The sequence below is a fragment of the Nostoc sp. UIC 10890 genome (assembly GCF_054786515.1).
In genome coordinates, this window is record NZ_JBSGKF010000004.1 from 204,014 (window position 1) to 226,622 (window position 22,609).

22 protein-coding genes and 1 pseudogene are annotated in these 22,609 nt (G+C 39.6%); 14 read left to right on the forward strand and 9 right to left on the reverse strand.

Annotated features, from left to right (window positions below):
- The first annotated feature begins 32 nt into the window (after positions 1 to 32).
- Positions 33 to 1,949 carry a transglycosylase domain-containing protein gene (locus ACWATR_RS33345; RefSeq protein WP_460342509.1) on the forward strand — a complete coding sequence of 639 codons (1,917 nt, stop codon included), beginning with the start codon at positions 33 to 35 and terminating at the stop codon, positions 1,947 to 1,949.
- 159 nt (positions 1,950 to 2,108) lie between these two features.
- Here the strand turns inward: ACWATR_RS33345 and ACWATR_RS33350 are convergent, their stop codons facing one another.
- On the reverse strand, positions 2,109 to 4,217 hold the full coding sequence (locus tag ACWATR_RS33350) for a hybrid sensor histidine kinase/response regulator (protein ID WP_460342512.1): 2,109 nt from the start codon (positions 4,215 to 4,217) through the stop codon (positions 2,109 to 2,111).
- Between the two features lie 192 nt (positions 4,218 to 4,409).
- Between ACWATR_RS33350 and ACWATR_RS33355 the strand changes: the two genes are divergently transcribed.
- The 11 genes from ACWATR_RS33355 to ACWATR_RS33405 all read left to right on the forward strand — a co-directional run bounded on the left by ACWATR_RS33355 (position 4,410) and on the right by ACWATR_RS33405 (position 12,609).
- Complete coding sequence (locus ACWATR_RS33355; protein ID WP_460342515.1) at positions 4,410 to 4,781, forward strand: response regulator; 372 nt, start codon at positions 4,410 to 4,412, stop codon at positions 4,779 to 4,781.
- A 392-nt stretch (positions 4,782 to 5,173) separates the two neighbouring features.
- Positions 5,174 to 5,743 (forward strand): DUF3611 family protein, encoded by a 570-nt coding sequence (locus ACWATR_RS33360; protein ID WP_460342518.1) that lies wholly within the window; start codon positions 5,174 to 5,176, stop codon positions 5,741 to 5,743.
- 321 nt (positions 5,744 to 6,064) lie between these two features.
- Entirely contained in the window at positions 6,065 to 6,715 is a 651-nt protein-coding gene (locus ACWATR_RS33365) for a hypothetical protein (protein ID WP_460342521.1), read from the forward strand.
- 190 nt (positions 6,716 to 6,905) lie between these two features.
- Positions 6,906 to 7,709 (forward strand): hypothetical protein, encoded by an 804-nt coding sequence (locus ACWATR_RS33370; RefSeq protein ID WP_460342524.1) that lies wholly within the window; start codon positions 6,906 to 6,908, stop codon positions 7,707 to 7,709.
- A 70-nt stretch (positions 7,710 to 7,779) separates the two neighbouring features.
- Positions 7,780 to 8,574 (forward strand): hypothetical protein, encoded by a 795-nt coding sequence (locus ACWATR_RS33375; protein ID WP_460342527.1) that lies wholly within the window; start codon positions 7,780 to 7,782, stop codon positions 8,572 to 8,574.
- A 202-nt stretch (positions 8,575 to 8,776) separates the two neighbouring features.
- Entirely contained in the window at positions 8,777 to 9,613 is an 837-nt protein-coding gene (locus tag ACWATR_RS33380) for a M48 family metallopeptidase (RefSeq protein WP_460342530.1), read from the forward strand.
- Between the two features lie 40 nt (positions 9,614 to 9,653).
- The gene (locus tag ACWATR_RS33385; RefSeq protein WP_460342533.1) at positions 9,654 to 10,160 is read left to right on the forward strand and encodes a PRC-barrel domain-containing protein; all 507 of its coding nucleotides are present in this window, start codon (positions 9,654 to 9,656) and stop codon (positions 10,158 to 10,160) included.
- An 18-nt stretch (positions 10,161 to 10,178) separates the two neighbouring features.
- Entirely contained in the window at positions 10,179 to 10,559 is a 381-nt protein-coding gene (locus ACWATR_RS33390; RefSeq protein WP_460342536.1) for a peptidoglycan-binding domain-containing protein, read from the forward strand.
- A gap of 9 nt (positions 10,560 to 10,568) precedes the next feature.
- The gene (locus ACWATR_RS33395) at positions 10,569 to 10,706 is read left to right on the forward strand and encodes a hypothetical protein (protein WP_460342539.1); all 138 of its coding nucleotides are present in this window, start codon (positions 10,569 to 10,571) and stop codon (positions 10,704 to 10,706) included.
- A gap of 168 nt (positions 10,707 to 10,874) precedes the next feature.
- Positions 10,875 to 11,726 (forward strand): DUF1206 domain-containing protein, encoded by an 852-nt coding sequence (locus ACWATR_RS33400; protein WP_460342542.1) that lies wholly within the window; start codon positions 10,875 to 10,877, stop codon positions 11,724 to 11,726.
- A 157-nt stretch (positions 11,727 to 11,883) separates the two neighbouring features.
- Entirely contained in the window at positions 11,884 to 12,609 is a 726-nt protein-coding gene (locus tag ACWATR_RS33405; RefSeq protein ID WP_460342545.1) for a hypothetical protein, read from the forward strand.
- Positions 12,610 to 12,612: 3 nt separating this feature from the next.
- On the opposite strand, the gene ACWATR_RS33410 is transcribed toward ACWATR_RS33405, so the two are convergent.
- The 6 genes and pseudogenes from ACWATR_RS33410 to ACWATR_RS33435 all read right to left on the reverse strand — a co-directional run bounded on the left by ACWATR_RS33410 (position 12,613) and on the right by ACWATR_RS33435 (position 19,262).
- Complete coding sequence (locus ACWATR_RS33410) at positions 12,613 to 13,512, reverse strand: DUF3267 domain-containing protein (protein WP_460342548.1); 900 nt, start codon at positions 13,510 to 13,512, stop codon at positions 12,613 to 12,615.
- Positions 13,513 to 13,604: 92 nt separating this feature from the next.
- Entirely contained in the window at positions 13,605 to 15,245 is a 1,641-nt protein-coding gene (locus ACWATR_RS33415; protein WP_460342551.1) for an alpha/beta hydrolase, read from the reverse strand.
- A gap of 175 nt (positions 15,246 to 15,420) precedes the next feature.
- Positions 15,421 to 16,605: pseudogene (locus ACWATR_RS33420) on the reverse strand (cation:proton antiporter); the annotation flags it as partial.
- 119 nt (positions 16,606 to 16,724) lie between these two features.
- Positions 16,725 to 17,954: a zinc-dependent alcohol dehydrogenase gene (locus tag ACWATR_RS33425; RefSeq protein WP_460342554.1), complete on the reverse strand. Its 1,230-nt coding sequence runs from the start codon at positions 17,952 to 17,954 to the stop codon at positions 16,725 to 16,727.
- A 429-nt stretch (positions 17,955 to 18,383) separates the two neighbouring features.
- Positions 18,384 to 18,725 (reverse strand): ISAs1 family transposase, encoded by a 342-nt coding sequence (locus ACWATR_RS33430; RefSeq protein WP_460342557.1) that lies wholly within the window; start codon positions 18,723 to 18,725, stop codon positions 18,384 to 18,386.
- Between the two features lie 396 nt (positions 18,726 to 19,121).
- Complete coding sequence (locus tag ACWATR_RS33435; protein ID WP_460342560.1) at positions 19,122 to 19,262, reverse strand: hypothetical protein; 141 nt, start codon at positions 19,260 to 19,262, stop codon at positions 19,122 to 19,124.
- 243 nt (positions 19,263 to 19,505) lie between these two features.
- Here ACWATR_RS33435 and ACWATR_RS33440 point away from each other — a divergent pair, with 243 nt between their 5' ends.
- A complete protein-coding gene (locus ACWATR_RS33440) occupies positions 19,506 to 19,733 on the forward strand; it encodes a hypothetical protein (protein WP_460342563.1) in 228 nt (75 codons plus the stop codon).
- Between the two features lie 93 nt (positions 19,734 to 19,826).
- Positions 19,827 to 20,237 carry a hypothetical protein gene (locus tag ACWATR_RS33445; RefSeq protein ID WP_460342566.1) on the forward strand — a complete coding sequence of 137 codons (411 nt, stop codon included), beginning with the start codon at positions 19,827 to 19,829 and terminating at the stop codon, positions 20,235 to 20,237.
- A 130-nt stretch (positions 20,238 to 20,367) separates the two neighbouring features.
- Here the strand turns inward: ACWATR_RS33445 and ACWATR_RS33450 are convergent, their stop codons facing one another.
- Positions 20,368 to 20,601 (reverse strand): hypothetical protein, encoded by a 234-nt coding sequence (locus tag ACWATR_RS33450; protein WP_460342569.1) that lies wholly within the window; start codon positions 20,599 to 20,601, stop codon positions 20,368 to 20,370.
- Positions 20,602 to 20,682: 81 nt separating this feature from the next.
- Positions 20,683 to 22,479 (reverse strand): ankyrin repeat domain-containing protein, encoded by a 1,797-nt coding sequence (locus ACWATR_RS33455; RefSeq protein WP_460342572.1) that lies wholly within the window; start codon positions 22,477 to 22,479, stop codon positions 20,683 to 20,685.
- Positions 22,480 to 22,609: the final 130 nt, after the last annotated feature.

A 22,609-nucleotide genomic window follows, 5' to 3' on the forward strand; every position in this document is an offset into this window, starting at 1 on the left:
GTTACACCTATCAACGAGGAAATAAAATTGCCGTGTCTTCGTTAAGAAATTTTGAAGATCAGCAGCCGCAAATCCAGACTTCTCCTAGTTTAGAGTTTTTGAAAGGCGTGGGGAAAGTTACCAGTTGTACCCTTTTATCAATTACCACGCTGACAAGTTCTGTCCTAGCTGGAGGCCTGGTTGGTTTAGCTATTAGTTTCCGTGATTTGCCAAGTGTTAGACAAATACAGAACTTTGTACCTGCGGAAACAACCTATATCTATGATATTAAAGGTAGGCTATTGGCAAGTATTCACGGGGAAGCCAATCGTGAAGTAGTCCCTTTAAAGAAAGTTTCTCCTCACTTGAAAAGAGCAGTATTAGCCACTGAAGATAGTTCTTTTTATGATCACCCAGGCATCAATCCAGTGGGCGTGGCACGTGCTTTAGTAGTTAACTTGGAAGCCGGAGAAGTGCAAGAAGGCGGCTCGACTGTCACCATGCAATTGGTGAAAAACCTGTTTTTATCTCAAGAACGTACTTTTACACGGAAAATAGCAGAAGCAGTGCTGGCAATTCGTTTAGAACAAGTTCTCAATAAAAATGAGATATTGGATATGTACCTAAATCAAGTTTATTGGGGTGATAACAATTATGGTGTCCAGATGGCGGCACGTTATTACTTTAACAAGTCAGCCACAAATTTAAATTTGGCTGAATCAGCTATGATGGCAGGGTTGCTTCCAGCACCAGAAAGTTTCAGTCCTTTTATTAACATGGAATTAGCAAAACAAAAGCAGAAAGAAGTGCTTTTTAGGATGATGGAATTAAACTGGATTAACCAGAAGGATTACAATCAAGCTTTCAAGCAAAAGATTAAACTGAATAAAAATAGATCATTACAAGGTAGCGCTTCACCTTATATAACTAATACCGTAGCGCAGGAGTTGGCGAAAAAGTTTGGACGTAATGCACTGCTCACAGGGGGAATGCGGGTGCAAACAACCGTTGATGCTAATTTCCAAATGATGGCAGAAAAAACTGTCAAGCGTTGGCATAAAAAATTGACATCTCAAGGGTTAAAAAATAATCAAATAGCTTTAGTAGCTGTTGATCCGCGCACCCATTTTATTAAAGCTTTAGTCGGTGGCGTAGATGCTAAAACTAGCGAGTTCAACCGAGCAACCCAAGCACATCGTCAGCCAGGGTCTTCTTTTAAGCCGTTTGTTTACTATACTGCTTTTGCTAGTGGCAAGTTCACACCCAATACAATAGTGCAAGATACTCCAGTCAAGTATCGTGATGGCAACCGTTGGTACTCTCCACGCAACTATGATAATAGTTTCATGGGAGCGATACCAATTCGCACAGCTTTATCACTATCTCGGAATATTCCCGCAGTCAAACTTGGCAAAACTGTAGGTTTAAATAAAGTTATTGAAACTTCTCGGACTTTGGGTATTACGAGCCCGATGCAACCTGTAACTTCTTTGCCTTTAGGTGCAATTGGTATAACACCTCTGGAAATGGCGAGTGCCTATGCTACTTTGGCTAATTATGGCTGGCAGTCACCATCTACATTAATCATGCGTGTCACTGATAGCAATGGCAATGTTTTGATAGACAATACACCTAAACCTCGTTTGGTTTTAAATCCTTGGGCATCTGCATCTGTGATTAATGTAATGCAGTCTGTAATTAATAACGGTACAGCTAGAGCTGCTGCTATAGGTCGTCCGGCTGCTGGGAAGACGGGAACAACTTCATCAGAAAGAGATGTTTGGTTTGTGGGTACTGTACCACAGTTGACAACTGCTATCTGGGTAGGAAGAGACGACAACAGAAGATTAGGTCACGGTGCAACAGGTGGTGGTACGGTTGCTCCTATATGGCGTGATTTTATGCAAAATGCACTTAAAAATGTACCAGTCGAGAACTTCAAGCAACCTTCTCAGTTTCCTCGCCCTTAGTCACATAAAAAATAGGAATTTTGGTGTTCATCTGTCATGCAATCTAAGTTGCACAACTGCATAGATAACACCATTTTTTGTCTGAATTACACTTTTGAAGTTATCTTGAGAAATTGGAAAACTTGTGGTTGTGAATATGAAGAATATTTTTAAAATTACTCAGATTTTACCAGACATTTTACCCAGGCTGGCAACAACTGCAATTAACTCAGCTGCTCTGACTGGTTTAGCAACATGTAACTGAAACCCTGCTGCTAAGGCCTCTTTGTAATCTTCTACCCTGGCATACCCCGTCAATGCAACAGCAGGAATCCGCCCACCTCGTTCTGCTTCAATTTCTCTGATTTTACGCATCAGCGCATAGCCATCCTCGCCTGGCATCCCAATGTCGCTAATCAAAACATCTGGATGTAATTCTTCTAATGCTTCAAGTACCTGTCTTGTAGAGCTAAAAGTACTAACTTTCGCTCCACACTCTTCGAGTACTGCGGTAATCCACTGTCGCACATCCGCCTCGTCATCTACAACCAGGATTCGCAAGTTGGTTAGGAGGTTAGGAGATGAGGGAGATGAGGGAGATGGAGGAGATGAAGGGGAAAGACTTTCTCCTTTGCTTTCTTCTAAAATGGGCAACTTGACTGTAAATGTTGCACCTTGTCCTATTCCTTGGCTTTGGGCTTGGATTATGCCACCATGCAGTTCTACCACATGACGGGCGATCGCTAGCCCTAAACCTAGTCCTTTATCTGACCGAGTATGACTGCTATCTGCTTGGCAAAAGCGCTCAAATACATGAGGTAGAAAGTCAGCACTGATACCCTTACCCGTGTCACTGACTTGAATTTGAACATAGTTAGGAATTGAGGGTTGGGAAAACTCTTCCCCACTCCCTACTCCCCACTCCCTATTCCCCACTTCCTTTGACAACCGCACCTTAATCCGTCCGCCGTTGGGTGTAAATTTAATTGCATTGGTAAGTAGATTTAACACAACTTGTTGCAAGCGGTCTGAATCACCCGAAATTTTTTCTATTGAAGTATCAAATATAGTTTCAATTTCAATATCCTTTGCATCTGTCAGTGCTTGTACAACCTCGATCGCAGTTGTAATTACTTCTACTAAATCTACCAAATCAATAGAGAGTGAAAGTTCTCCTCTAACAATCCGCGAAATATCAATTAAGTCTTCAATAAGTTGCATTTGCAAATTAGCATTGCGTTCGATTATCTCTAATGCAAGAGTTACTTTAGCTTCATCTAGCGCACCCGTTTGCAACATCCCCGCCCAACCAATAATTGCAGTCATGGGAGTACGTAATTCATGGGAAACTATTGCTAAAAATTCGTCTTTGGAACGGTTTGCGGCTTCTGCTGCACTTTGTGCCGCTTCGCTAACGGCACGTGCAGCTTGTTCTCGTAGCAACAGTTGTTCTTTTTCTTCTTCAACTTGTTTGCGCTCAGTAATATCTTGCATAATTTTAGAGAATCCACGCAGATTTCCATTTTCATCTCGTAAAGGTGTGATTACACAATGCGCCCAGAAAAATTTACCGTCCTTACGGAGATGCCAACGATTTTCTTTAGAAAACCCCTCAGTTACGGCTTTTGTTAATACTTGTTGTGGTTGTCCGCGCTCAATTGCTTCGGGTGAAAAAATTCGCTCAAAAGGTTGACCAATCACTTCTGCTTCTTGATAGCCTAAAATACGCTCGGCTCCAATGTTCCAACTGGTAAAGTTACCGTTTGGATCTAACATAAAAATTGCGTAATTAGTTACTCCTTCTACTAGCAATCGATAACGTTCTTCGCTTTGACGCAGACTGTCTTGAATTTGACGTAAACACTCATAATTATCCTGGGCGGCTCGTGCGTTTTTCTGAGCTTGCGATCGCGCCTGGCGCAGTGCGGAGTTAAGTAAGCTAATCAACAATGCTACTAGCACAAACTGAAGCAACCCCACCACACTGAACCCACTAATAGCCAGAGAATAAAAAGGGGGCAAAAGGAAGTAGGCGCAGACTATGGCAGACAAAAAAGTTGCCAACAATCCTGGGTTTAAGCCACCATACCAGGAACTAACCATGACAGCAGCTAAAAACAGTGGATAAATAGAATTCAGCCTGTGTAGCTGCCATAGAAGCAATGTCAACAGTAAAGCTAGTAAAACCGTTAAGAATGCAATGCTGTAGCGTTGTAGTTGCGAGAATCGCCGTTCCCGGAGCGTTCCGTAGGGAAGGTGGGGCAAAGCCCATCGTGTCAATCTCCACATTTTCTATTACTTTTGGTCTATTACTTCTGGTTATGCCATCTATTTATTAAACTTCTACCCTAGTTTTCCACTTTCAAGTTTTACCATTAAAAACTAATCTTAAGAGGATGGTAGCTTTAAACAATACCCCTCATTACATTGGAAGAATTAAAGCACTAAGTAATAATAATTTAAAACAGGAAAATAATAACGATGGACTCTAAGCAAATCTTAGTTATTGATGATGAAGATGACATCCGTCAATTGATTCAGACTTGTCTAGAAATAATGGGGGGCTGGGAGGTGTTGACTGCTACTTCAGGTAATCAAGGATTATTCTTAGCTCAGTCATCTCAACCCGATGCTATCCTTTTAGACGTAATGATGCCTGATATGGATGGTTTGACAACTTTTCAAAAACTACAGGCTAATCAAACAACTAAACATATACCTGTAATTTTGCTTACAGCTAGAGGACGCACTAATAACGAACGTCTATTCAGTAATCTAGGTGTCAAAGGCATAATTAGTAAACCATTTAATCCTCAGAAACTAGCTGTTCAAGTAGCAGCAGCCTTGAGCTAAAGTATATTACAAAATCTGGTGTTTCCAGTTTAGCTATTCCTAAATTATTGATGGGAATTTAGGTGACAGAGATAGGATTACTGTAGTCTCTCCACTTTAGGATAGATTTGCTTAGAAAAAAGTCTATCTATAGTTTTGGTAGTCTCTTTCTGAAGTCGTAGTTTTTTCCGAAAATACATATTCTCCACTAGTTTTCCACTTTTACTCTCTAAATTTATAACTAAATCAATAAATATTAGTTCTGAGGTCAAGATAAATTCTTTTCAGTAAAGCAACTAATATTTCAAGAAGTAAATACATTAATTGGTGAGGTGAGTTTTATCATATAGATTGAAATCAAACTCTAATTTACTAGATTTACTTAAAATATCTACTTAGGGAGTAGAGTATATATGATAAATAATTTAGAATCACTTTCACATCCACCAAGCAAACAAAAATTTGCTGCTACATTGCGTTTAGTAAGTCGAATTAGTTTTTGGGTGCAATTAATACTTGGTGGTATTTCTGGCATTGCTGTATTGTTGGCGTGTTTTAGTCGTAACATTACTACTCAGACAAGCAATGCAGGTATAGGGTTTGGGATATTTTTGGCTATTGTTGGTATTTTATTGCTGTGTTTTCGAGTCTATTGGGCTTTGCGTTATCGAAAAATGGCTAAACTTTTACAAACACCAAATTCTCAAAACCATCCCAAGAAAGAAGACGTAATTCAAAATTTACGAATTGGATTACTAGTGAGCTTGGTAGGGTTATTAATAGCTTTTATTGCTTCTGAAGTTACCGTTTCAATCATTTTGGGTAAAGCAGTAGCACAACCTCAAGGTGTCGCAATTTATCAGCCAGAAAATGTAATTCGTTCACTAGACATTTTTGTAATGTTAGCAAACGTCAACATGATTGGCGCTCACTTTTTTGGGGGAGTTACTTCTCTAGGTCTACTCTATTGGTTAGAAGAGTAATAAGCGCAGTATTGATTTGATTTTGCCACCTATGGCTATAGAGGTACTAACCTATATCTAAAGTAGTGTTTGCCAAATGTATTAGAATTCTCCTCGACTTTTCCACCATTGAGATTTAACCTCAAAATACAGACAGTCTGTTTTCATTCTCCTCTTTTGGTTGAGCAGCTCAACTTTCCCTAAACCTAAAATACACGCTCAAAAATTTGGATTATTGCAAGAAAAGTAAGAGGCTAACTAAAAGTATTCTCTAATCTTTCAGTAGATGTCACTATTGGAATTTTCAAATAACAAGCAAAATGAAAATCTCAGGAGGTATTTATGTACAAGTTAAATCATTCTTCTTTAAAAGAAATTGGATTAGTAGGAACAATTTTTGGAAGTTTGCTAGTCGGGTTCTCTGCAATTACTCAATCAGCAGTAGCACAGCCGCGAATTTCTCAAATTAATCCTTGCCCTAGTATTTTCTATGAAGAACCACACCGTAATCGAGTTATGGTTCCAGCAGGATGTCCACCGAATGCTGCAACTTTAAGATTCGGAGGACAACAGGGAACTACTGGTTCCCAGAGTATTATGGTTCCTGCCTATCCTATGAATGGAAGACGCACAAATGTTAATGTTATACAACCACCTGCTCCAGAAAGTCGGCAAAGTGCGATTGCAACTATTACACCAACAGCAGGTACAGTCGATGTAAAATTGAAAAATAACACTAACGCTGGTATTTCTTATCAAGCAATTGGTCAGACCCAACCTCGATATCTTGCAGGTGGACAAGAATTTGTCTTACGAAACTTACCAACACCTATCAGTATTACCTTGGTACGTCAAGATGGTGGACTGCTTAAAGTTATGCCCACATCTACCTCTGAAGGGACACTCGCAGTTTCGTTAGATGAAACAACCAATTTTGATAACAATCAAGGCGTATTGAGAATTCAAAAAGATGGTCAAGTCTTTTTGAATTAATATAATTCACCACAAAAATGGTGAATGCTTTAAATGCTGATTACAACAAACAAAAAGTTTTTTAGTCGTTCAACAATATCAGGTTCAGTTGAAAAATCATCACTAAGACTGACATAAAAACGTAGAGAGTTTTGCATAATAACTCATCATCTGAACCTGATAATTAGTCAACCCAGATGGAGATTTTGAAATGATCAACTTTATACAAAATAAATGGAGTTCTAAAGGAACAATTGCTCTAGCAATATCTACAATGCTGCTTGGAAGTTGTACCAACAACTTAGATCAACAAGCCGGAGTACCAGAAACTAATGTGACTACAGAAGAAGTCGCAGACAATACAAACGAACTAATTGGTAAAACTGTAACAATTAGAAGTACACCCGTCAGAAAATTGGGCCCGTCAACTTTTACAATTGCCGATAAGCAATTTTTTAGTGCTAAACCAATTTTAGTTGTAAATGCTTCGGGTAAAACTTTCACCCTGCCTACTGACCCAAATACACCAATTCAAGCGACAGGCCCAGTTCGTAACTTTGTGATTGCAGATATTAATCGAGATTACAACTTGGGCTTAGATCCAAACTTGTACAAAGAGTACGAAACCCAACCCGCAATTATTGCTCAATCGCTTGCACTTGCTCCTAAACCAGGTGAACTTACCACAAACCCTAAACTATACTACGGTAAAACATTGGCAGTGACAGGAGAGGTGGAAAACATCAGAAATGCCAATTCCTTCACTTTAGATGAAGACAAATTATTTGGTGGGCAGGACTTGTTAGTGATCCGCGCTGGTACTCCGAAAGGAGTTGTCAATGAAGGTGAGAAAGTTGCAGTCACGGGTGTGTTACGTCCGTTTGTTGTAGCTGAACTAGAACGAGAATATAACCTGAAATGGGATTTAACCTTACAAAAGCAGCTAGAAGCAGAATACAGCAATAAACCTGTGTTAGTTGCAACAGAGGTTTATCCCTCAGCAATTCCGCAATAAGGGATTCTACAGCATTGTCTATCAGGAAAACTTTTCATGAATAGCCTCAAGATAAATAAGAATAAAGGTAATGAGTGACAATTCTCAAAGGGGAAATTTCTTACAGGCATTAGGTCAAGCAGGGGTATTAGTTTTCCTGGTAGTCATGGCTCTAATAGTGAGAAGTTGTAGCTTTTTTGACGAAAAGGCAACTATCACTAATACATCTGAAATTGCTGAAAACACCGACGAATTCATGGGTAACTCTGTAACAATTAAAAGCAGAGTAATTCAGAAAGTTGCTTCGAGTTCATTCACAGTTAGTGATGCACGGTTCTTTCGCGGTGAACCTCTTGTAGTTGTCAATGCTTCAGGTGTGCCTTTTAATCTGCCATCTGACCAAAATATCAAAATTCAAGTTACTGGTCAGGTTCGTAATTTAGTAATTCCCAAGATTGAGCAAGAGTTTAATCTCAATATGCAGGATGAATATTACAAAGATTACATCAATAAACCTGCAATCATTGCTCGATACCTTGTATTAGCGCCTGAACCTGGCCAGATAACACAACGTCCCGAAAAATATTATCGTCGTCAAGTTACAGTTACGGGGGAAGTGGACAATATCCGCAGTCCGGTTTTACTAACACTAGATGAAAACCAATTGTTTGGTGGGCAAGATTTGCTAGTTTTATTCAAAGCACCACCCAAAGTAGCAATAAATCAGGATCAGACAGTATCGATAACTGGCGAAGTTCGTCCTTTTGTAATTGCTGAAATTGAGCAAGAATATAATTTCACCTGGGATCTAAATGTCAAAAGAGAGTTAGAGGCTGAGTACGGCAACAGACCTATTTTAGTTGCTGAAACTGTATACCCTAATTAGAAATTATCAGTTTGTCATGACCGTATTAAATGCTGTACTTTCTGTAAGGTTTTATGGAGATTGCCATTTAGCTTTTCAACTATCCCTCCACGGGTTTAAGCCGCAACAAGTCTGGAATGCTTGGATATAGAGCAGTTTGAGCAAGTTCCGTAGCAGGGAGTGTTCACCAGTTTTGAACATCGTAGTTAACTTGAATCAGCTTATGTTAGATTCTTTATTTTTTATTTATCGTCGCTGGTTGTATTTATTTATGTCAGTTTTAGTAGCAGTTGGTATTGGTGTGGGTTCACCCCAAAAGACACAGGCAATTTCATTGTTTGATCTCTTGAATCAAGGAATCCAAATATTTCAGCTATCCACTATTTCTGATCGAGAAGAAGTCCAACTAGGCAAGCAGATTAATCAACAGTTAGTTAATAGTGAAATTCAGCTTTATCGTAATCAAAATGTGAATCGCTATGTCAACCAAGTTGGTCAGAAATTGGCAGCAAATAGCACTCGCCCTGATATTCCTTATACATTTCAGGTAGTTCAAGATGAGAGTATAAATGCCTTCGCCACAATGGGTGGCTATGTTTATGTCACTACCGGATTGCTGAAAGCCGCAGATAATGAAGCTCAATTAGCCAGCGTTATCGCTCACGAAATTGGTCATATTGCTAGTCGGCATTCAATAGAACAGATGCGAGAAACAGCGATCGCTCGTGGTTTTGCCACAGTAGCCGGATTAGAACGCAGTACAGCAGTTCAGATTGGTGTGGATTTGGCATTACAGCGTCCCAATAGTCGCCAAGATGAATTTGAAGCCGATCAAAGAGGACTGAGGACTTTAGGACGTGCTGCTTATGCTCAGTCTGCCATGATTGCTTTTATGCAAAAGTTACTCCAACAGCGATCGCTGCCGACATTTTTGAGTACTCATCCCGCAACAAGCGATCGCATTACCGCCTTAAGAAGTGATATTAATTCTCAAAAAGCTTATAGAGGTGGCGGTTTAAACAATGCTGCTTATGAGGCAAAAATTCAACCTTTAAGTTAGTTACTAATAAAATTAAACAGTTTTTACAGGAGGAAAAAACATGGCTTTGTACAAACTTGACGAATACAACCCCAACTACAACGATGAAATTTTTAATGGCAATGGCATTAAAACTTTTGATGTTTACGCTGATGATGACAGGGTTGGTTTTGTTGTCAATATATTAGTTGATGAAAATGATGGACGTTTCCGGTATTTCATCATTGATACAGGCTTCTGGATTTTTGGCAAAAAAGTATTGCTCCCGGTGGGTTTAGCTCGTCTTGACTATGATAAAAAACATCTTTTTGTTCCTAAACTGACCAAAGAGCAAGTAAAAAATCTACCTGAATTTAGCGAAGATTTAGCAATCGATAATGATTATGAAGAGAAAGTTAGAGGGGTTTACCGACCTTTAGTGCCATCAATAATGCCGGCTATGTTAGGTACTCCTGCTCTTTATAATTACACGCTAGAGCCTTACTTTTACGAACTGAACGATCCCAACTTCAGAACCTATGAAGAAAACCTGAGAAATGGGAGAAATCCAAACAGAGCAAAAATTTGATCAGAGGATGATAAATTTATGAATACTCGATTTATGCACTCAATAATTTTACCATTGGGCTTAATCTCTGCATTCTTTTTGGGGATGTTACCCTTTAGTTTTGCACCTGCTCAGGCGAATACAACCTCAATTACAGGTAGGCTTTCAAAATACTCTCCTGTGAGAGCTCCTTTTCTTACGCCTGGATCTCGCGGACAGCCTGTGAGAGACGTGCAAGCTGTCCTGAAATATTTAGGATTTTATAAAGGAGCTATTGATGGTATCTATGGCCCTAGAACTGCTACAGCAGTAGCTACCTTTCAGCGATCGCAAAGATTGGTTGGTGATGGTAGGGTAGGAGCGCTAACATGGCAAGCTTTACGCAGTAGTATACCACCCGTGCGTCGTCGTGCTTTCTAACAAATCAAAATGTTACCCAAGGAACTGCAACCATCAAAAATAATCTTTGGTGGAACAGCGATCGCTGGCATATTTTTTGGTGTATTTGCAATTATTTATCTGTTGCAACTGCTTGGTATCATTGGCTCAGGTGGCGGTTCAGGTTAATAAATATAGTGTAGAGAGCAGTTTCATCTTTCTGAATTCTAGATAATTACTATGCCGTATGACCAAAACAGACTCATGAACCAGAGTAAATAAATTTATTTATGGAGATTATTAATTTTGAATTTTGAATTCGGAGCGTTCGCCCTTGGCGTCTCGTAGAGAAGCGACGTGACACTACCCAATTCACCCTTAGAACCAATTAAACAACCAGGTAAAGAAATAACTTCTCTCCCTTGGTTTGAGCGACTAGCACGATTAGGATACGCAGCAAAAGGTGTTGTTTACTTTATTATTGGGTTATTAGCAACCCAAGCAGCCATTGGTTCTGGTGGTAAAACCACAAATACAACTGGTGCGTTAAAGGCAATTGTTGTCCAACCTTTTGGAAAATTTTTGCTAAGTATCGTTACCCTCGGAATTATTGGGTACGTACTTTGGCGTTTAGTTCAGACGTTTTTTGATCCTGAAAAAAATGGAAAACCAATTAATGCTAAACGAATTGCCCAACGGATTGGTTATGCTATCAGTGCTTTAGCTTATACAGGTTTGGCTTTGACATCTGTAAAGCTGATTATGGGTTCAGTCGTTGGCGATAGCGATTCAACTGAAGATTGGACAATATATATCTTGGCTCAACCCCTTGGGCGATGGCTAGTAGCACTGGCAGGGATGATGGTAGTTGGTGTTGGTCTTTTTTACCTTTATAGAGCGTACAAAGGCAAATTTCGTTACCATTTAAAACTTTCTCAAATGAGTCTAACTGAGCAAAATTGGGCAGTGCGTATGGGTAGATTTGGCATTGCTGCCCGTGGCATTGTTTTTGGCATTATCGGCATCTTTTTGATGCTGGCGGCAATCCAATCTGATGGCACTCAGGCTAGAGGGTTGGGTGGTGCATTAGCAGTTCTGACACAACACCCCTTTGGTCTTTGGCTTCTGGGTATAGTGGGTTTGGGTTTGATTGCTTATGGCATCTATTCAGGAATAGAGGCTCGCTATCGGCATATTGCTAATTTATAATTTTTAACGCGTTGGCGTAGCCCGTTGTAGACATCGCTAATTTTTACTGCATTTGTAAAGCTGGTTATTTTGCCATTAATGAACCTCTGGATGTTAATTTGCCTTCCATCCCAATAGAAGCATACGGCTATCGCTGGTTTCGCGTTAAATAAAAAGCATGATCACTGCAATATGTGCGATCGCCTTAGCCATCATACATTTATTTTCAGGTAAACTAAGATTCCTCAATGCTAAACCGCGTAGTCGTTGGCTCTCATTTGGCAGTGGGGTATCTGTTGCTTATGTGTTCGTCCACATTTTGCCAGAACTGAGTAAAGCCCAACTAACACTCCAAAACAGTTTGGATATTGGACTCACTTTTTTAGAGCATCACGTTTACTTGGTGGCACTTTTAGGTTTAGCAGTGTTTTATGGCTTAGAGCGATTTGCAAGCAAGTCGCGTCAACGCAATCAAAAAGCAGGGAAGGGAGATGTTACTGCTTTAGACGTTTTTTGGATACATATTGCTTCTTTTGCTGTTTATAACGCTTTAATTGGCTACTTATTAGTACACCGAGAAGAATCAAGTATCAAGAGTTTATTGTTCTATTTTTTTGCGATGGCACTACATTTTGTAGTCAACGATAATGGTTTACGCGAAAACCACAAACAAATATATGATCGGATTGGGCGGTGGTTATTAGTAGCTGCGATCATTGTTGGTTGGGTAATTGGCATTGGCACGGTAATTCATCAGGCGGCTGTTGCGGTTCTCTTCGCCTTTTTGTCGGGAGGTATTGTACTCAATGTCCTTAAGGAAGAATTACCAGAACAGCGAGAAAGCCGCTTTTGGGCGTTTACATTCGGTGCGTTCGGCTATGCAATTCTTTTATTAGCTCTTTAATTATTAAATGTTCCTTCGCCGAACCATATTAGTTAAAAAGTTTAGTAACAATAATGTAAAAATAACTATCACAAAAGATATCCAGTTAAATTCAATACTAAATCCTTTTGTGTTATTTATCCAACGGAAAATCCAGAAAGAATTATTACCGATAATAAATGAAGGAACTTCTAAGGTTTTCAATACTGGTATTAGTAAAAAGCTAGAAATCAGCACCAACGCCAAAGCCATAAAGGCGAAGTTTAACAAATATTTTACACCTGAACGCTTACGAGTTTTATCAGTTACAGCAAAAGGAAGTTCTCGGCAAGTCACACTAGGAGGTGCGTAAATTGCTATGCCTTCTTCTCTATCTTCGACTCGAATTGACTGTGGACAACGTAGCAATTGTACTGCTATCCAGATATCTCCAATTGCACCGCTTGTATTGAATGCAATTACCCAAATTAACCAGCTTGCTTGCGGAAAAATTACTAGCAGTAACAAACAGGAAACATCAAGGACTATTAATGGTGCTAAACCAATGAAAATAAAAGCATTCCGGCGAAACAAGTCACCTGGTGAAGTGGCGTAAGCAAGGGGTAAAAAATACTTAAATTTAAATCCATAACGTGGCGAACCACCAAAGGCAGCAAACGTTATTCCATGCACCAATTCATGAACAATGATGGTGACAAAAGTAATGGCCAGTAAAATTACAAAAGCAAGGATTCCTTCCCAAGCTCCACCTCCAGCACTTTCTACACTAAAAATTACTGCTTGTTTGTGAATGATGCTATGATACCAGCTTGCACTTGCTGCTGACAATATTAACAGCAATAAACCTAAAGTAGTCCAAATCAGTGATATTTCTGGAGTTAAGCGAAATACATAAATTGGCTCATTGCGAGTTGCTGTATTCATAATTATTGCTAATTATTAACCCCTTTTTTTTCAGATTAATAGTATTTAGTGTTTATTTCATCATTCTGTAGGTTTACCTAGCTTCAAAATCCTTATTTGAACGCTTCTTGTAGCTGTTCAGATGTCAAAGATTTTATTAAACTTAACGGTAGTGGTTGCTGACTAATTGTATTAACGTAATCTGGACTCAAGTAGGGAAGGTAACTTGACTGTTGGGCAACATACGTTTCAAAGAAAGGAACACTCAAAGCTTTAACATAACGACGTGCCAAGGCTGGACTTGAACCGATTACCTGTGTAGGAAAGGGTACGGCGGCATTTGGTGATTCTGCAATAGTAGAAAAGTGTGTGCCGCCATTGATGAGTGCTAAATACTTGTTTGGAGTTGTTAGCCAAGTAAAAGGCTCAATTTGCTCTGTTAAAGCTGGAGCAACAGTATCAGAACTACCAGATACAATCATCACCGGAATTTTGATTTGGCTGAGACTAGCTTGACCAAAAATACTGCTATTAACTGGATTAATGGCAATTGCTGCTTTTATCCTGGAGTCAGATAAGTTGTATTGAGCGTTTGGTAAATTGACCGCCAAACATTGAAGTAAAAGCGAAACATTTAACGTATTTTCCAAAGCTGGACAGTCGGCTTTCAGTTGCTCAAAATTAATCTTTGCACCTGCCAATGTTAATGCCGTATATCCACCAAATGATTGCCCTACTACACCAACTTGTTCTAAATTTAAGCGTTTCCTAAATGTTGAATTAGACTTTGATAAACGACTGAGTTCATCTAGCAAGAATTTAATATCTAAAGGTCTGTCAATTAGTTCTCTAGGATTGGTAACTCTATCTGCTATACCTGCTAATAATGCTTGTAGTTGTTTTGAATTACTGCCAGGATGTTCTGGAACAGCAACCACAAAACCATAAGAAGCCAGATGTTCAGCTAGATACGCAAAACTTGTTCTGTCGGAACCAAGTCCGTGCGAAATGACAATTATTGGACGAGGAGTTTGAGCAATTGGGAGGTAAATATCAGCAGGAAATATCCTCTTACGCGATAGGTCATTGAGTGTGATTGTTTGCTTTAAGAAATGAAAACTTCCGTTTTTTCCTAAATCCATCAATGGAACAGTATTAAGTGTAGAAACTGTAATTACCTCTTGTTGAGATTGCTGATTAACTAGTGCTACTGCATTTTGAGTTTGATTGACTAAATTCTGTAATGCCTCTGCAATTGCTAAACTCTGGTTCAAGTTAATTGAAATTGCACTTGCTGGAAACTTGCTTAATACATTTAAAAGCGTAAAATCTTTTTGATCTGCGGCTGACAAAATCAGTGCTGCACGAATTGCATAAAACCCTGATAATTTAGACTCTGTCTGAATAACTTTCCCTAACTTTTCTAATAATCGTTCGCCAATGGGTGTATAAAGGAACTGCGAAACTTCTACTTGATTTAGGGGAATGCGAGTTAATAAAACTTTCCGCAGTTGAGCTAGTTGGTTTTTGCCTAGATACTTTCTATATGCAGCTAAATTATTGTCCACTTTGCCTGTTCTAGCATAGGTTTCGAGTGAACTAATTGGGATAGACCTTTCTAAAACACCGTAATTAAATCTTATCCGCTCTGCACCTAAAGCCTGATTTGCAGTTAATGTAGGTAGCAACCCTATACTAAAAATTCTCAAAGCCAATTTCAGCCAAACAGTTTGTTTCTTTATAGGTTTAGTCATTATATATCACTTGAAACACTATATTAAGCAACAATAAAAGTAGCGGATAACAAAATTTAATTCATTATGACTAAAATCACTCTGAATTAATCCTACTTACCTTTCCATTTTCTTGCGTACTAATATCATTATTTAGTGGTTGCAAACACTCCTGTTCACTTTGACTAGTTAAACGTAAATTGAGTAAACTGGCAACCCACCCAGCCGTCAATCCCTGGAGCAAAACTGTCATCATTATTGTTAAAAATACCAAGGCTTTAATTGAATCACCGCCATTAATACCTTGTTTTGTAAGTGAAACTGCAAATAATGAAGCTAAAGAAGCAGCTACAATTCCACGGGGAGCAACCCAAGATAAAAATAACTGCTGTTGCCAGTTTAAATCTTGATTCCAGGTAGATATTAAAATGTTAATAGGACGTATTATCAGCATCAGCGCTAGAACTGCCAGAACACTACCCCAACCCAAAGCGAAAATACTTGCAATTGATAAGTCTGCTGCTAATAGAATGAACAAAACCGAATTGGCTAAAATACTCAACTGTTCATTAAACCCACGCAGTAAAAGCTCCGAAGGCAGGTTACTAGCTCTTAAAACTATCCCCATAACTACAGCAACCACTAGACCAGACTCACCACGTAGCGCCTGTGCCAAACTAAATAAACCCCAGACACTAGCTAAAACAACTAAATTTTTTAACTCTTGAGACAAGAATTGATCCTGTTTGAGGAGTTGGGATAGCAACCAGCCTCCGCCTACACCAATAACTATGCCTAGACCCAAACGTAAAACTAGACCCTTAATTAAAATGAGAGGCTCCACATTTCCACTCAACACAAAATGAAGCACGATTACAGCCAAAATTGCACCAATTGGATCGATAAAAACCCCCTCTCCTTCTAAAAGTGTTGAGACTTGTTTTTCTACACTAATTTGTTTGAGGAGGGGATTAATAACTGTTGGGCCTGTCACAACTACTAAAGAGGCATAAAGAAAAGCAATTGGCCAAGGAAATTCACTTAACAAGTGTGCAGCTATTCCAGCACCCATTAAGGTAATCATTACTCCCAAAGTGACAAGATTGCGAAGACTGCTAGAAACCTCTTTTAACTCTCCTAACTGTAGATTTAAACCACCCTCGAATAAAATCACCGCTACTAACAGCGAAACCAGAACTTCTAAACCAACACCCAATAATGATGGATCTAAAAAATCAAAACCATCTCGCCCCAGAAGAATCCCGAACAGAAGTAACAAGACAATACTAGGAATGTGAAAATAACCAGCTAAAACTTGAGCAGCAATACCAGCTACAACCGTTACACTGATCAAAATAGTAATAGGCAAAGATTCTTGCATAAAAAATTTAAGTCGTGCTGTACAACCTCCTATAATTAAAATCAAAAACCATCAGCAAGTAGGGTAACTTGCTGATATCAAAAAAGTTTTTAGTTCACAATACAACCTTGGTAAAGACTCTAAACATTAGCTAAAGCTGCTCCAGGGACTAATTCTACCTTCACCCAACCTGGTTGTCGTCGGTCAAATGCCTTATATGCATCAATAACTGACATTAGCGGCTCGACTTGTGTTAAGACTTTTGTGGGGTCTACTGTGCCATTACGAACCAAATCCACCAACGTAGGAATATATTTGCGGTGATTACAATTGCCCATGTTGATTGTGAGATTTTTGTTCATTGCTGTGCCGATGGGAAAAAAATTATGCGTGGGGGGATAAACTCCAATAATTGAGAGTGTACCAGCTTTGGCTAATGCTTGAACTGCCCACTCTAATACAAGAGATGGAGCATTACCCGGATGCCAATTCCCGTTTTGAGGATTGGTTTTAGGGGCAATTTGTTGTAACTGTTGTTGAAATTGTTGTGCTTCTTGTCGTGCTTTTTCGGCTGCTGGGCCACTGTCAGGAGCATTCGCATCTACACCAACTGCATCGATCGCTCTATCTACACCAATTCCCCCAGTCAGTTCGCGGATTGCTTCAATTGGATCTTCGGCATTGTAATCAATTATTTCTGCACCTAAATCACGTGCCATTTCTAAACGTGAGGGAATTGTATCCACTGCAATGATGCGTCCTGCACCGAACAATCTGGCGCTAACGATCGCAAACTGCCCAACGGGGCCACAACCGAAGATGGCAACTGTATCTCCTGGTGTGATCTCTGCAATATCGGCTCCAAAGTATGCCGTAGGGAAGATGTCAGACAACAGAATTGCTTGGTCGTCTGTAACCTCTTTTGGTAATTTTACTAACCCTGCATTGGCATAAGGAATTCGAGCATATTCCGCCTGCAATCCATCAAAGGGGCCTGCTGCTTTTGGGCCTCCGAAAAAAGCTGTCCCGGCGTTATGTCCGTGGGGATTGGCGTTATCACATTGGGCATGATAACCTGTGCGGCAGTAAGAACAGTAACCACAAGCAATTGTCGAGGGAACGACAACGCGATCGCCCACTTTAAGATTCCTTACATTAGAGCCAATCTCTTCAACAATACCGACCCCCTCATGTCCTAGAATAGTACCGGGTTTCATCCCTGTGAATGTTCCCCGAATCATGTGTAAATCTGTGCCACAAATTGCACTAGAGGTCAGCCGAATAATGGCATCGGTTGGTTCTTTAATTTTTGGTTCTGGTACGTTATCTAATCGAATATCTCCGATCCCGTGAAAAACAACTGCTTTCATGGTAAGTACTCCTAATTCATGAGGTTTATATTTCAGACAGAAATGGATAGCTTGTGTTTTGAGATACCACAAAACACGAGAAAATATTTATGCAGAAGAGCAGAAATCTTGTATCCAAATTATTTTTTTGATGGATAGCTTCAGCAGACAACTGAGCTTATTTGGGGTTACATGACATACGCACTTAGAAATTATGGTATCGATATTGCTATGGTTTCTTATCGTCCTCTAGATGGAGATAATTTGTGTATAGCAATGCAATGTCAGGCAAATAAACTGGAAGCAATAGCAAACTTTTTAATAGGATGATGGTTAATAGCGATCACTACTAAGTAGGTGGGTGGGAAAATTCCCAAGTCTGTGACGAAACATTAAGCAGTGGAATTAGAGTTAAATTTAATACGGTGTAAAGCTGTTTTTCCTAGCACTCTATTCATTTGAACCTTTGAGGGTTTTACCATCAATGGGGATTACCTGCGCTCCCACTGTCTCAACTATCGATTCAACCCAACGTCTAAAACATTGTTCAAATACTTTTGGATTAATACGCTCAAACACCCGACAAAATGTATCCGCACAAGGGATACCTTCAGGTAATTTTAAAAACTGCTCCAACCACTCGTATTTACTTAATCCATAATTCTCCATGTCCTCCCATTCCTTAGCTCCTGCGATTACTGATAGTATGGCAATGATTAAAATGTCTGTTAATAAATGCACACGATTTGTTTCTACACGAGGGTCTTTGATATCGCTAAAAATTGATGACATCTTTTCTGTTAACGCAGTCGCATTCGCTATAATTAAAGCCTTTGAGCTTTTAGCCAGAGAATTATTAGCAGACTTGAAACCAATACCATGAGACTGACCCTGATGTATAATAAATGCTTTGCTTGTTAGAGTACTACCTAACGTCTTGAATACTCAAATATGCATATCTTAGTAAAATAATCTCTATTTTTAGCTACGAAATTAAATGCGCTTACCCTGCTAATCAGGTAAATGCAAATTGTGCAGATTGTAACTGTACAGATAAAAATAGTTTTCATCAAATACATTATTGTCAAGCTATCTCGTGTTTTACTAAATATTCTTGCAGACATGATTCATTATCCTTAAATAATATTGAACGGGTTGAATACGGGGTTGATCCGGTCAAAGAATTACTCAGTACCCTAACGAGTGATGAGCGTTGCGGCGTGATGCTGGAGTTTGAGGATGTTGACCCTCAAAAGTTTGCTCAGTTGGTGACAGATGCGCCCCAGTGGACGGAGTGGGTGGTGTGAGGTTGGGACTCTTGGCCCGCATTTCTCACAACCTTCAGGCGTTTGATCAAGCAGAGGAGCGGAGGGGCAGAGGAGAAAGAACTTAGTATTTGAACTCTCCCTTGCTCCTCTACTCCCCTGCACCCCTGCACAAGCACAGGCTTTGAGAGATGCGGTGAGAAATCCGGGTTGGGAGCGGGAGCAATTGAGTAAGTAATTTAGCGCTTACGAATGTATTCGCTTTTGTGTTACAGTGCCAAGTAGTAACTATAAGGATTTTTTTCAAATGGCATTGCAACCTAAAACTTTTAGAACCTCTGATGATGTCATCAAGGCTTTAAAAGATAAGGCAACCGAGTTAGATATATCTGAATCAGACATAATTAATAAAGCCCTGAAATGTTTTCTTGGTTTGGGTATTGATAAGGAATGCGATACTTCCCAAACCGAATTAAACATTCTGAAAAATAGAATTGAGGGATTAATCAGACTAAATAATCTGAAAGAGGCTTAATTATTAAAACTGAACGCCAAAAATTCCAGATAAGAAAATTTGACTAACGAATTATACTAAATAATATTAATAATCAAAAAGTAAGTGGAAACTATGACCGACACAAACAATAGTAACGATGAGATGAGAGCGCTACTAGCAGAACTTACCCGGAGTCAATTACAAACACAAGAACAGATGCGACAAACGCAGCAAGAAATCCGAGCAACACAGGAAGCAGTAAGAGAAACAAACGCTACTGTACAAGAATTAACTAGTGATACAAATCGTATTTTAGCTCGCAGTGCTGTGTTTGATGATGTGGTTTTACAACTACAAGAAAATCAGCAACTCATGCAAGCTAATTTCAACGAATTTCAGCGTAATTTTGCAGAACATCAACGTACTTTGTCAGAACATAGACGTGATTTTCTAGAGCATCAACGCACTACTAACGCAGCTTTAAACAGCTTAGAAGCGATTAACTTAAGGCTGATCGAAATAATTGGGAGGGGACAGAATTAATAATCCACATTCTGCACCGATAACTATCACAGAATTACTTGTATAAAAAAGTAAAGGATTGCTCATATTTTCGCCAAAACCAAGAATACCGAGATCGCAATGTAGACCATTCTTACTTCTAAAGTATTCTTCAATCTTCCTCATAATCCTCATCCTCCTCCTCATAATCTGCGTAATCTGCATAGTCTTTCCCGTGTTTTTCGTACCACAAACGTTCTTCTTCTTGAGCTGCCTCTCGCTGTATCCTTTTCCGCTCTGCCACCTCTGCTTCTAGGATTTCTTGCTCTAATCTCTCCTTTACCAACCGCTCTCTCAAAAGCCTTTCTCTCTCTTGGGTTTCTTGCTTGTTAATAATCAATGGCATAAATATCAGCCCACAGAGCAAAAAGCCAATTAATAAGCCAATAACGCTTATCAAGCTCAATTGCTACTTGCACGCGGAAGATTATTTTTTCGGCACAGAAATATTCAATGCCATTTTAACCCGTGCAAAGAGTTGAGGCAGATATTTATAGAATCGCCCATCTCGCAGAAACATTGCATCGATGGTACAGCTACCACAGTGTTCTCCAGGGGGAGGAACTGCAACCGATAGTACAGCTGCATCTGAAACACCAGCCCAGGGTAAGTGTCCGACAGGAGCTTGCAGTGAATAATTGAGTTCGGATTCATTCAGCCAGTCGCTGCTAATAAAATCGTTTTCGGTTCGAGGAACTTTGAGTTTCCAACCGACGCGATCGCCAAAGGTATTGGCGGCAGTTTCTTCTTTGTTCGGATGAGATGCTATTACCTTTTGCCAAATCTTTGCTTGGACACTGAGTCCAAATCGTCCATCACTAGCTACTAACCAAGCTAGATCAATCTCTTGAATTAAATCTAGAGGTATAGTGGCAGCGTTCGGCCCAAAGAGGTCTTTTTGAGGTGATAAGAGACGGCGGGTTTCTTGATCGGCAGCACTCCAGTTTTTAGAATTGAGCAACTGCTGGAGTTTTGCTGTTGCTTTGGTTGTGGTTGTTCCGCTACCAGCAGAATTTTTAGTTGCGATATGTCGCTCTAACAAATTAATGATTTGGGTTTTATTAAGTTGTCGAGCCAAGTCTAGAGCAGTCTTACCTTGCTTATCTTTGAGGTCAACCCTAGCATTTTTACTGAGAAATAGTGTTACCAATTCCGGTCCAAAAAAACTTTGTTCTTCTAATACTGCTTGGTGCAGAGGTGTTCTTCCTGAATTATCTTGAACATTTAAATCTGCATTGGCCGCAACCAGTAACTGAGCTACTTCCAGATTAACATCATATAAAGGGGTTTTACCTTCAGCATCTTGTAAGTTAACTTTTGCTCCTCGCTCCAAAAGCAGTTTAACTAAAGTGGCTTGGAAGCGATGTACGTGGAGAGGAGTTTGCCCCTGAGCATTGAGGAGATTAACGTCAACTCCCCGATCTAGTAAGAGTTGTATTACTGCTGGTTCAATACCCTGAGAGTGAATCACAGCCCCTTGACGATTTTGGATAGTTAGATCCGCACCTGCTTCGATTAGTTTCTTGGCGATTTCTAGATGAGATGCTGCGTAGTGCAGTGGTGTCCAGTCTTGATTGCTACGGGCATTTATATCCGCACCACTGCGAATCAATAGCTCGGTAATATCTGCTTTTCCTGAATTGGGAACAAGATGTAGCGGTGTCATTTGCTCTTGATTTCTAGCATTAACCTTAGCACCCCCATCTATCAAAAGTTTGATTACAGCAGCGGTTTTTTCACCAAAAACATTATGGAGTGGGGTATTACCGTTTTGGTTGCGGACATTGACCTTTGCTCCTCTACTAAGAAGTAATCGCGCATTTTTCTCAGATTTTCCTAAATAATGTAGGGGAGTATCTCCTTTCCCATCCTTGGCGTTTACATTTACCCCAGTTTGGATTAAACGTTGAGCCAGTGCTTCGTCTGTGGATAGTAAAACGTTGAGCGGTAGCCACTTTTCACCAAAGATATCGCAAGGTTGATTCAGATTACCTCCTTCGGCGATCGCCTTACCTAATGCTACTGATAAATCGGGAGCAGCACCGAAGGGACTAAATTTTTCCGATAATACTTTGCAAAAAGGAGAGATGGAATTAAAGGTTTTCTTTGCTACCTTAGATTCAACAGCAAATGGTATCATTACCATTGTTCCCAAAGCAGTAAGGGAAATCAGAAAAATTGTCTTGAAGAGATAACGAGATGATTTGTAGTTAAATTTCGCCATGATGATGTGATTTCCTTATTTCCTATAAAATATTTATAAATTATTAATGCAGCTATTCCCCAAACTCCGATTGTGAGGAAAACAGAGAACGCAAATCAGACATTATTAAAGGATTCAATGCGACTTGTGG

Bases quoted from the DNA above. Each gene is read 5' to 3' on its own strand.
- ACWATR_RS33385 (WP_460342533.1), top strand. From the start codon at position 9,654: ATGGCTTTGTACAAACTTGACGAATACAACCCCAACTACAACGATGAA.
- ACWATR_RS33410 (WP_460342548.1), bottom strand. From the start codon at position 13,512: ATGAATACAGCAACTCGCAATGAGCCAATTTATGTATTTCGCTTAACT.
- ACWATR_RS33390 (WP_460342536.1), top strand. From the start codon at position 10,179: ATGAATACTCGATTTATGCACTCAATAATTTTACCATTGGGCTTAATC.
- ACWATR_RS33445 (WP_460342566.1), top strand. From the start codon at position 19,827: ATGACCGACACAAACAATAGTAACGATGAGATGAGAGCGCTACTAGCA.
- ACWATR_RS33350 (WP_460342512.1), bottom strand. From the start codon at position 4,217: ATGTGGAGATTGACACGATGGGCTTTGCCCCACCTTCCCTACGGAACG.
- ACWATR_RS33415 (WP_460342551.1), bottom strand. From the start codon at position 15,245: ATGACTAAACCTATAAAGAAACAAACTGTTTGGCTGAAATTGGCTTTG.
- ACWATR_RS33450 (WP_460342569.1), bottom strand. From the start codon at position 20,601: ATGCCATTGATTATTAACAAGCAAGAAACCCAAGAGAGAGAAAGGCTT.
- ACWATR_RS33375 (WP_460342527.1), top strand. From the start codon at position 7,780: ATGAGTGACAATTCTCAAAGGGGAAATTTCTTACAGGCATTAGGTCAA.
- ACWATR_RS33435 (WP_460342560.1), bottom strand. From the start codon at position 19,262: ATGCGGGCCAAGAGTCCCAACCTCACACCACCCACTCCGTCCACTGGG.
- ACWATR_RS33425 (WP_460342554.1), bottom strand. From the start codon at position 17,954: ATGAAAGCAGTTGTTTTTCACGGGATCGGAGATATTCGATTAGATAAC.
- ACWATR_RS33455 (WP_460342572.1), bottom strand. From the start codon at position 22,479: ATGGCGAAATTTAACTACAAATCATCTCGTTATCTCTTCAAGACAATT.
- ACWATR_RS33380 (WP_460342530.1), top strand. From the start codon at position 8,777: ATGTTAGATTCTTTATTTTTTATTTATCGTCGCTGGTTGTATTTATTT.
- ACWATR_RS33440 (WP_460342563.1), top strand. From the start codon at position 19,506: ATGGCATTGCAACCTAAAACTTTTAGAACCTCTGATGATGTCATCAAG.
- ACWATR_RS33395 (WP_460342539.1), top strand. From the start codon at position 10,569: ATGTTACCCAAGGAACTGCAACCATCAAAAATAATCTTTGGTGGAACA.
- ACWATR_RS33430 (WP_460342557.1), bottom strand. From the start codon at position 18,725: ATGTCATCAATTTTTAGCGATATCAAAGACCCTCGTGTAGAAACAAAT.
- ACWATR_RS33405 (WP_460342545.1), top strand. From the start codon at position 11,884: ATGATCACTGCAATATGTGCGATCGCCTTAGCCATCATACATTTATTT.
- ACWATR_RS33360 (WP_460342518.1), top strand. From the start codon at position 5,174: ATGATAAATAATTTAGAATCACTTTCACATCCACCAAGCAAACAAAAA.
- ACWATR_RS33355 (WP_460342515.1), top strand. From the start codon at position 4,410: ATGGACTCTAAGCAAATCTTAGTTATTGATGATGAAGATGACATCCGT.
- ACWATR_RS33370 (WP_460342524.1), top strand. From the start codon at position 6,906: ATGATCAACTTTATACAAAATAAATGGAGTTCTAAAGGAACAATTGCT.
- ACWATR_RS33365 (WP_460342521.1), top strand. From the start codon at position 6,065: ATGTACAAGTTAAATCATTCTTCTTTAAAAGAAATTGGATTAGTAGGA.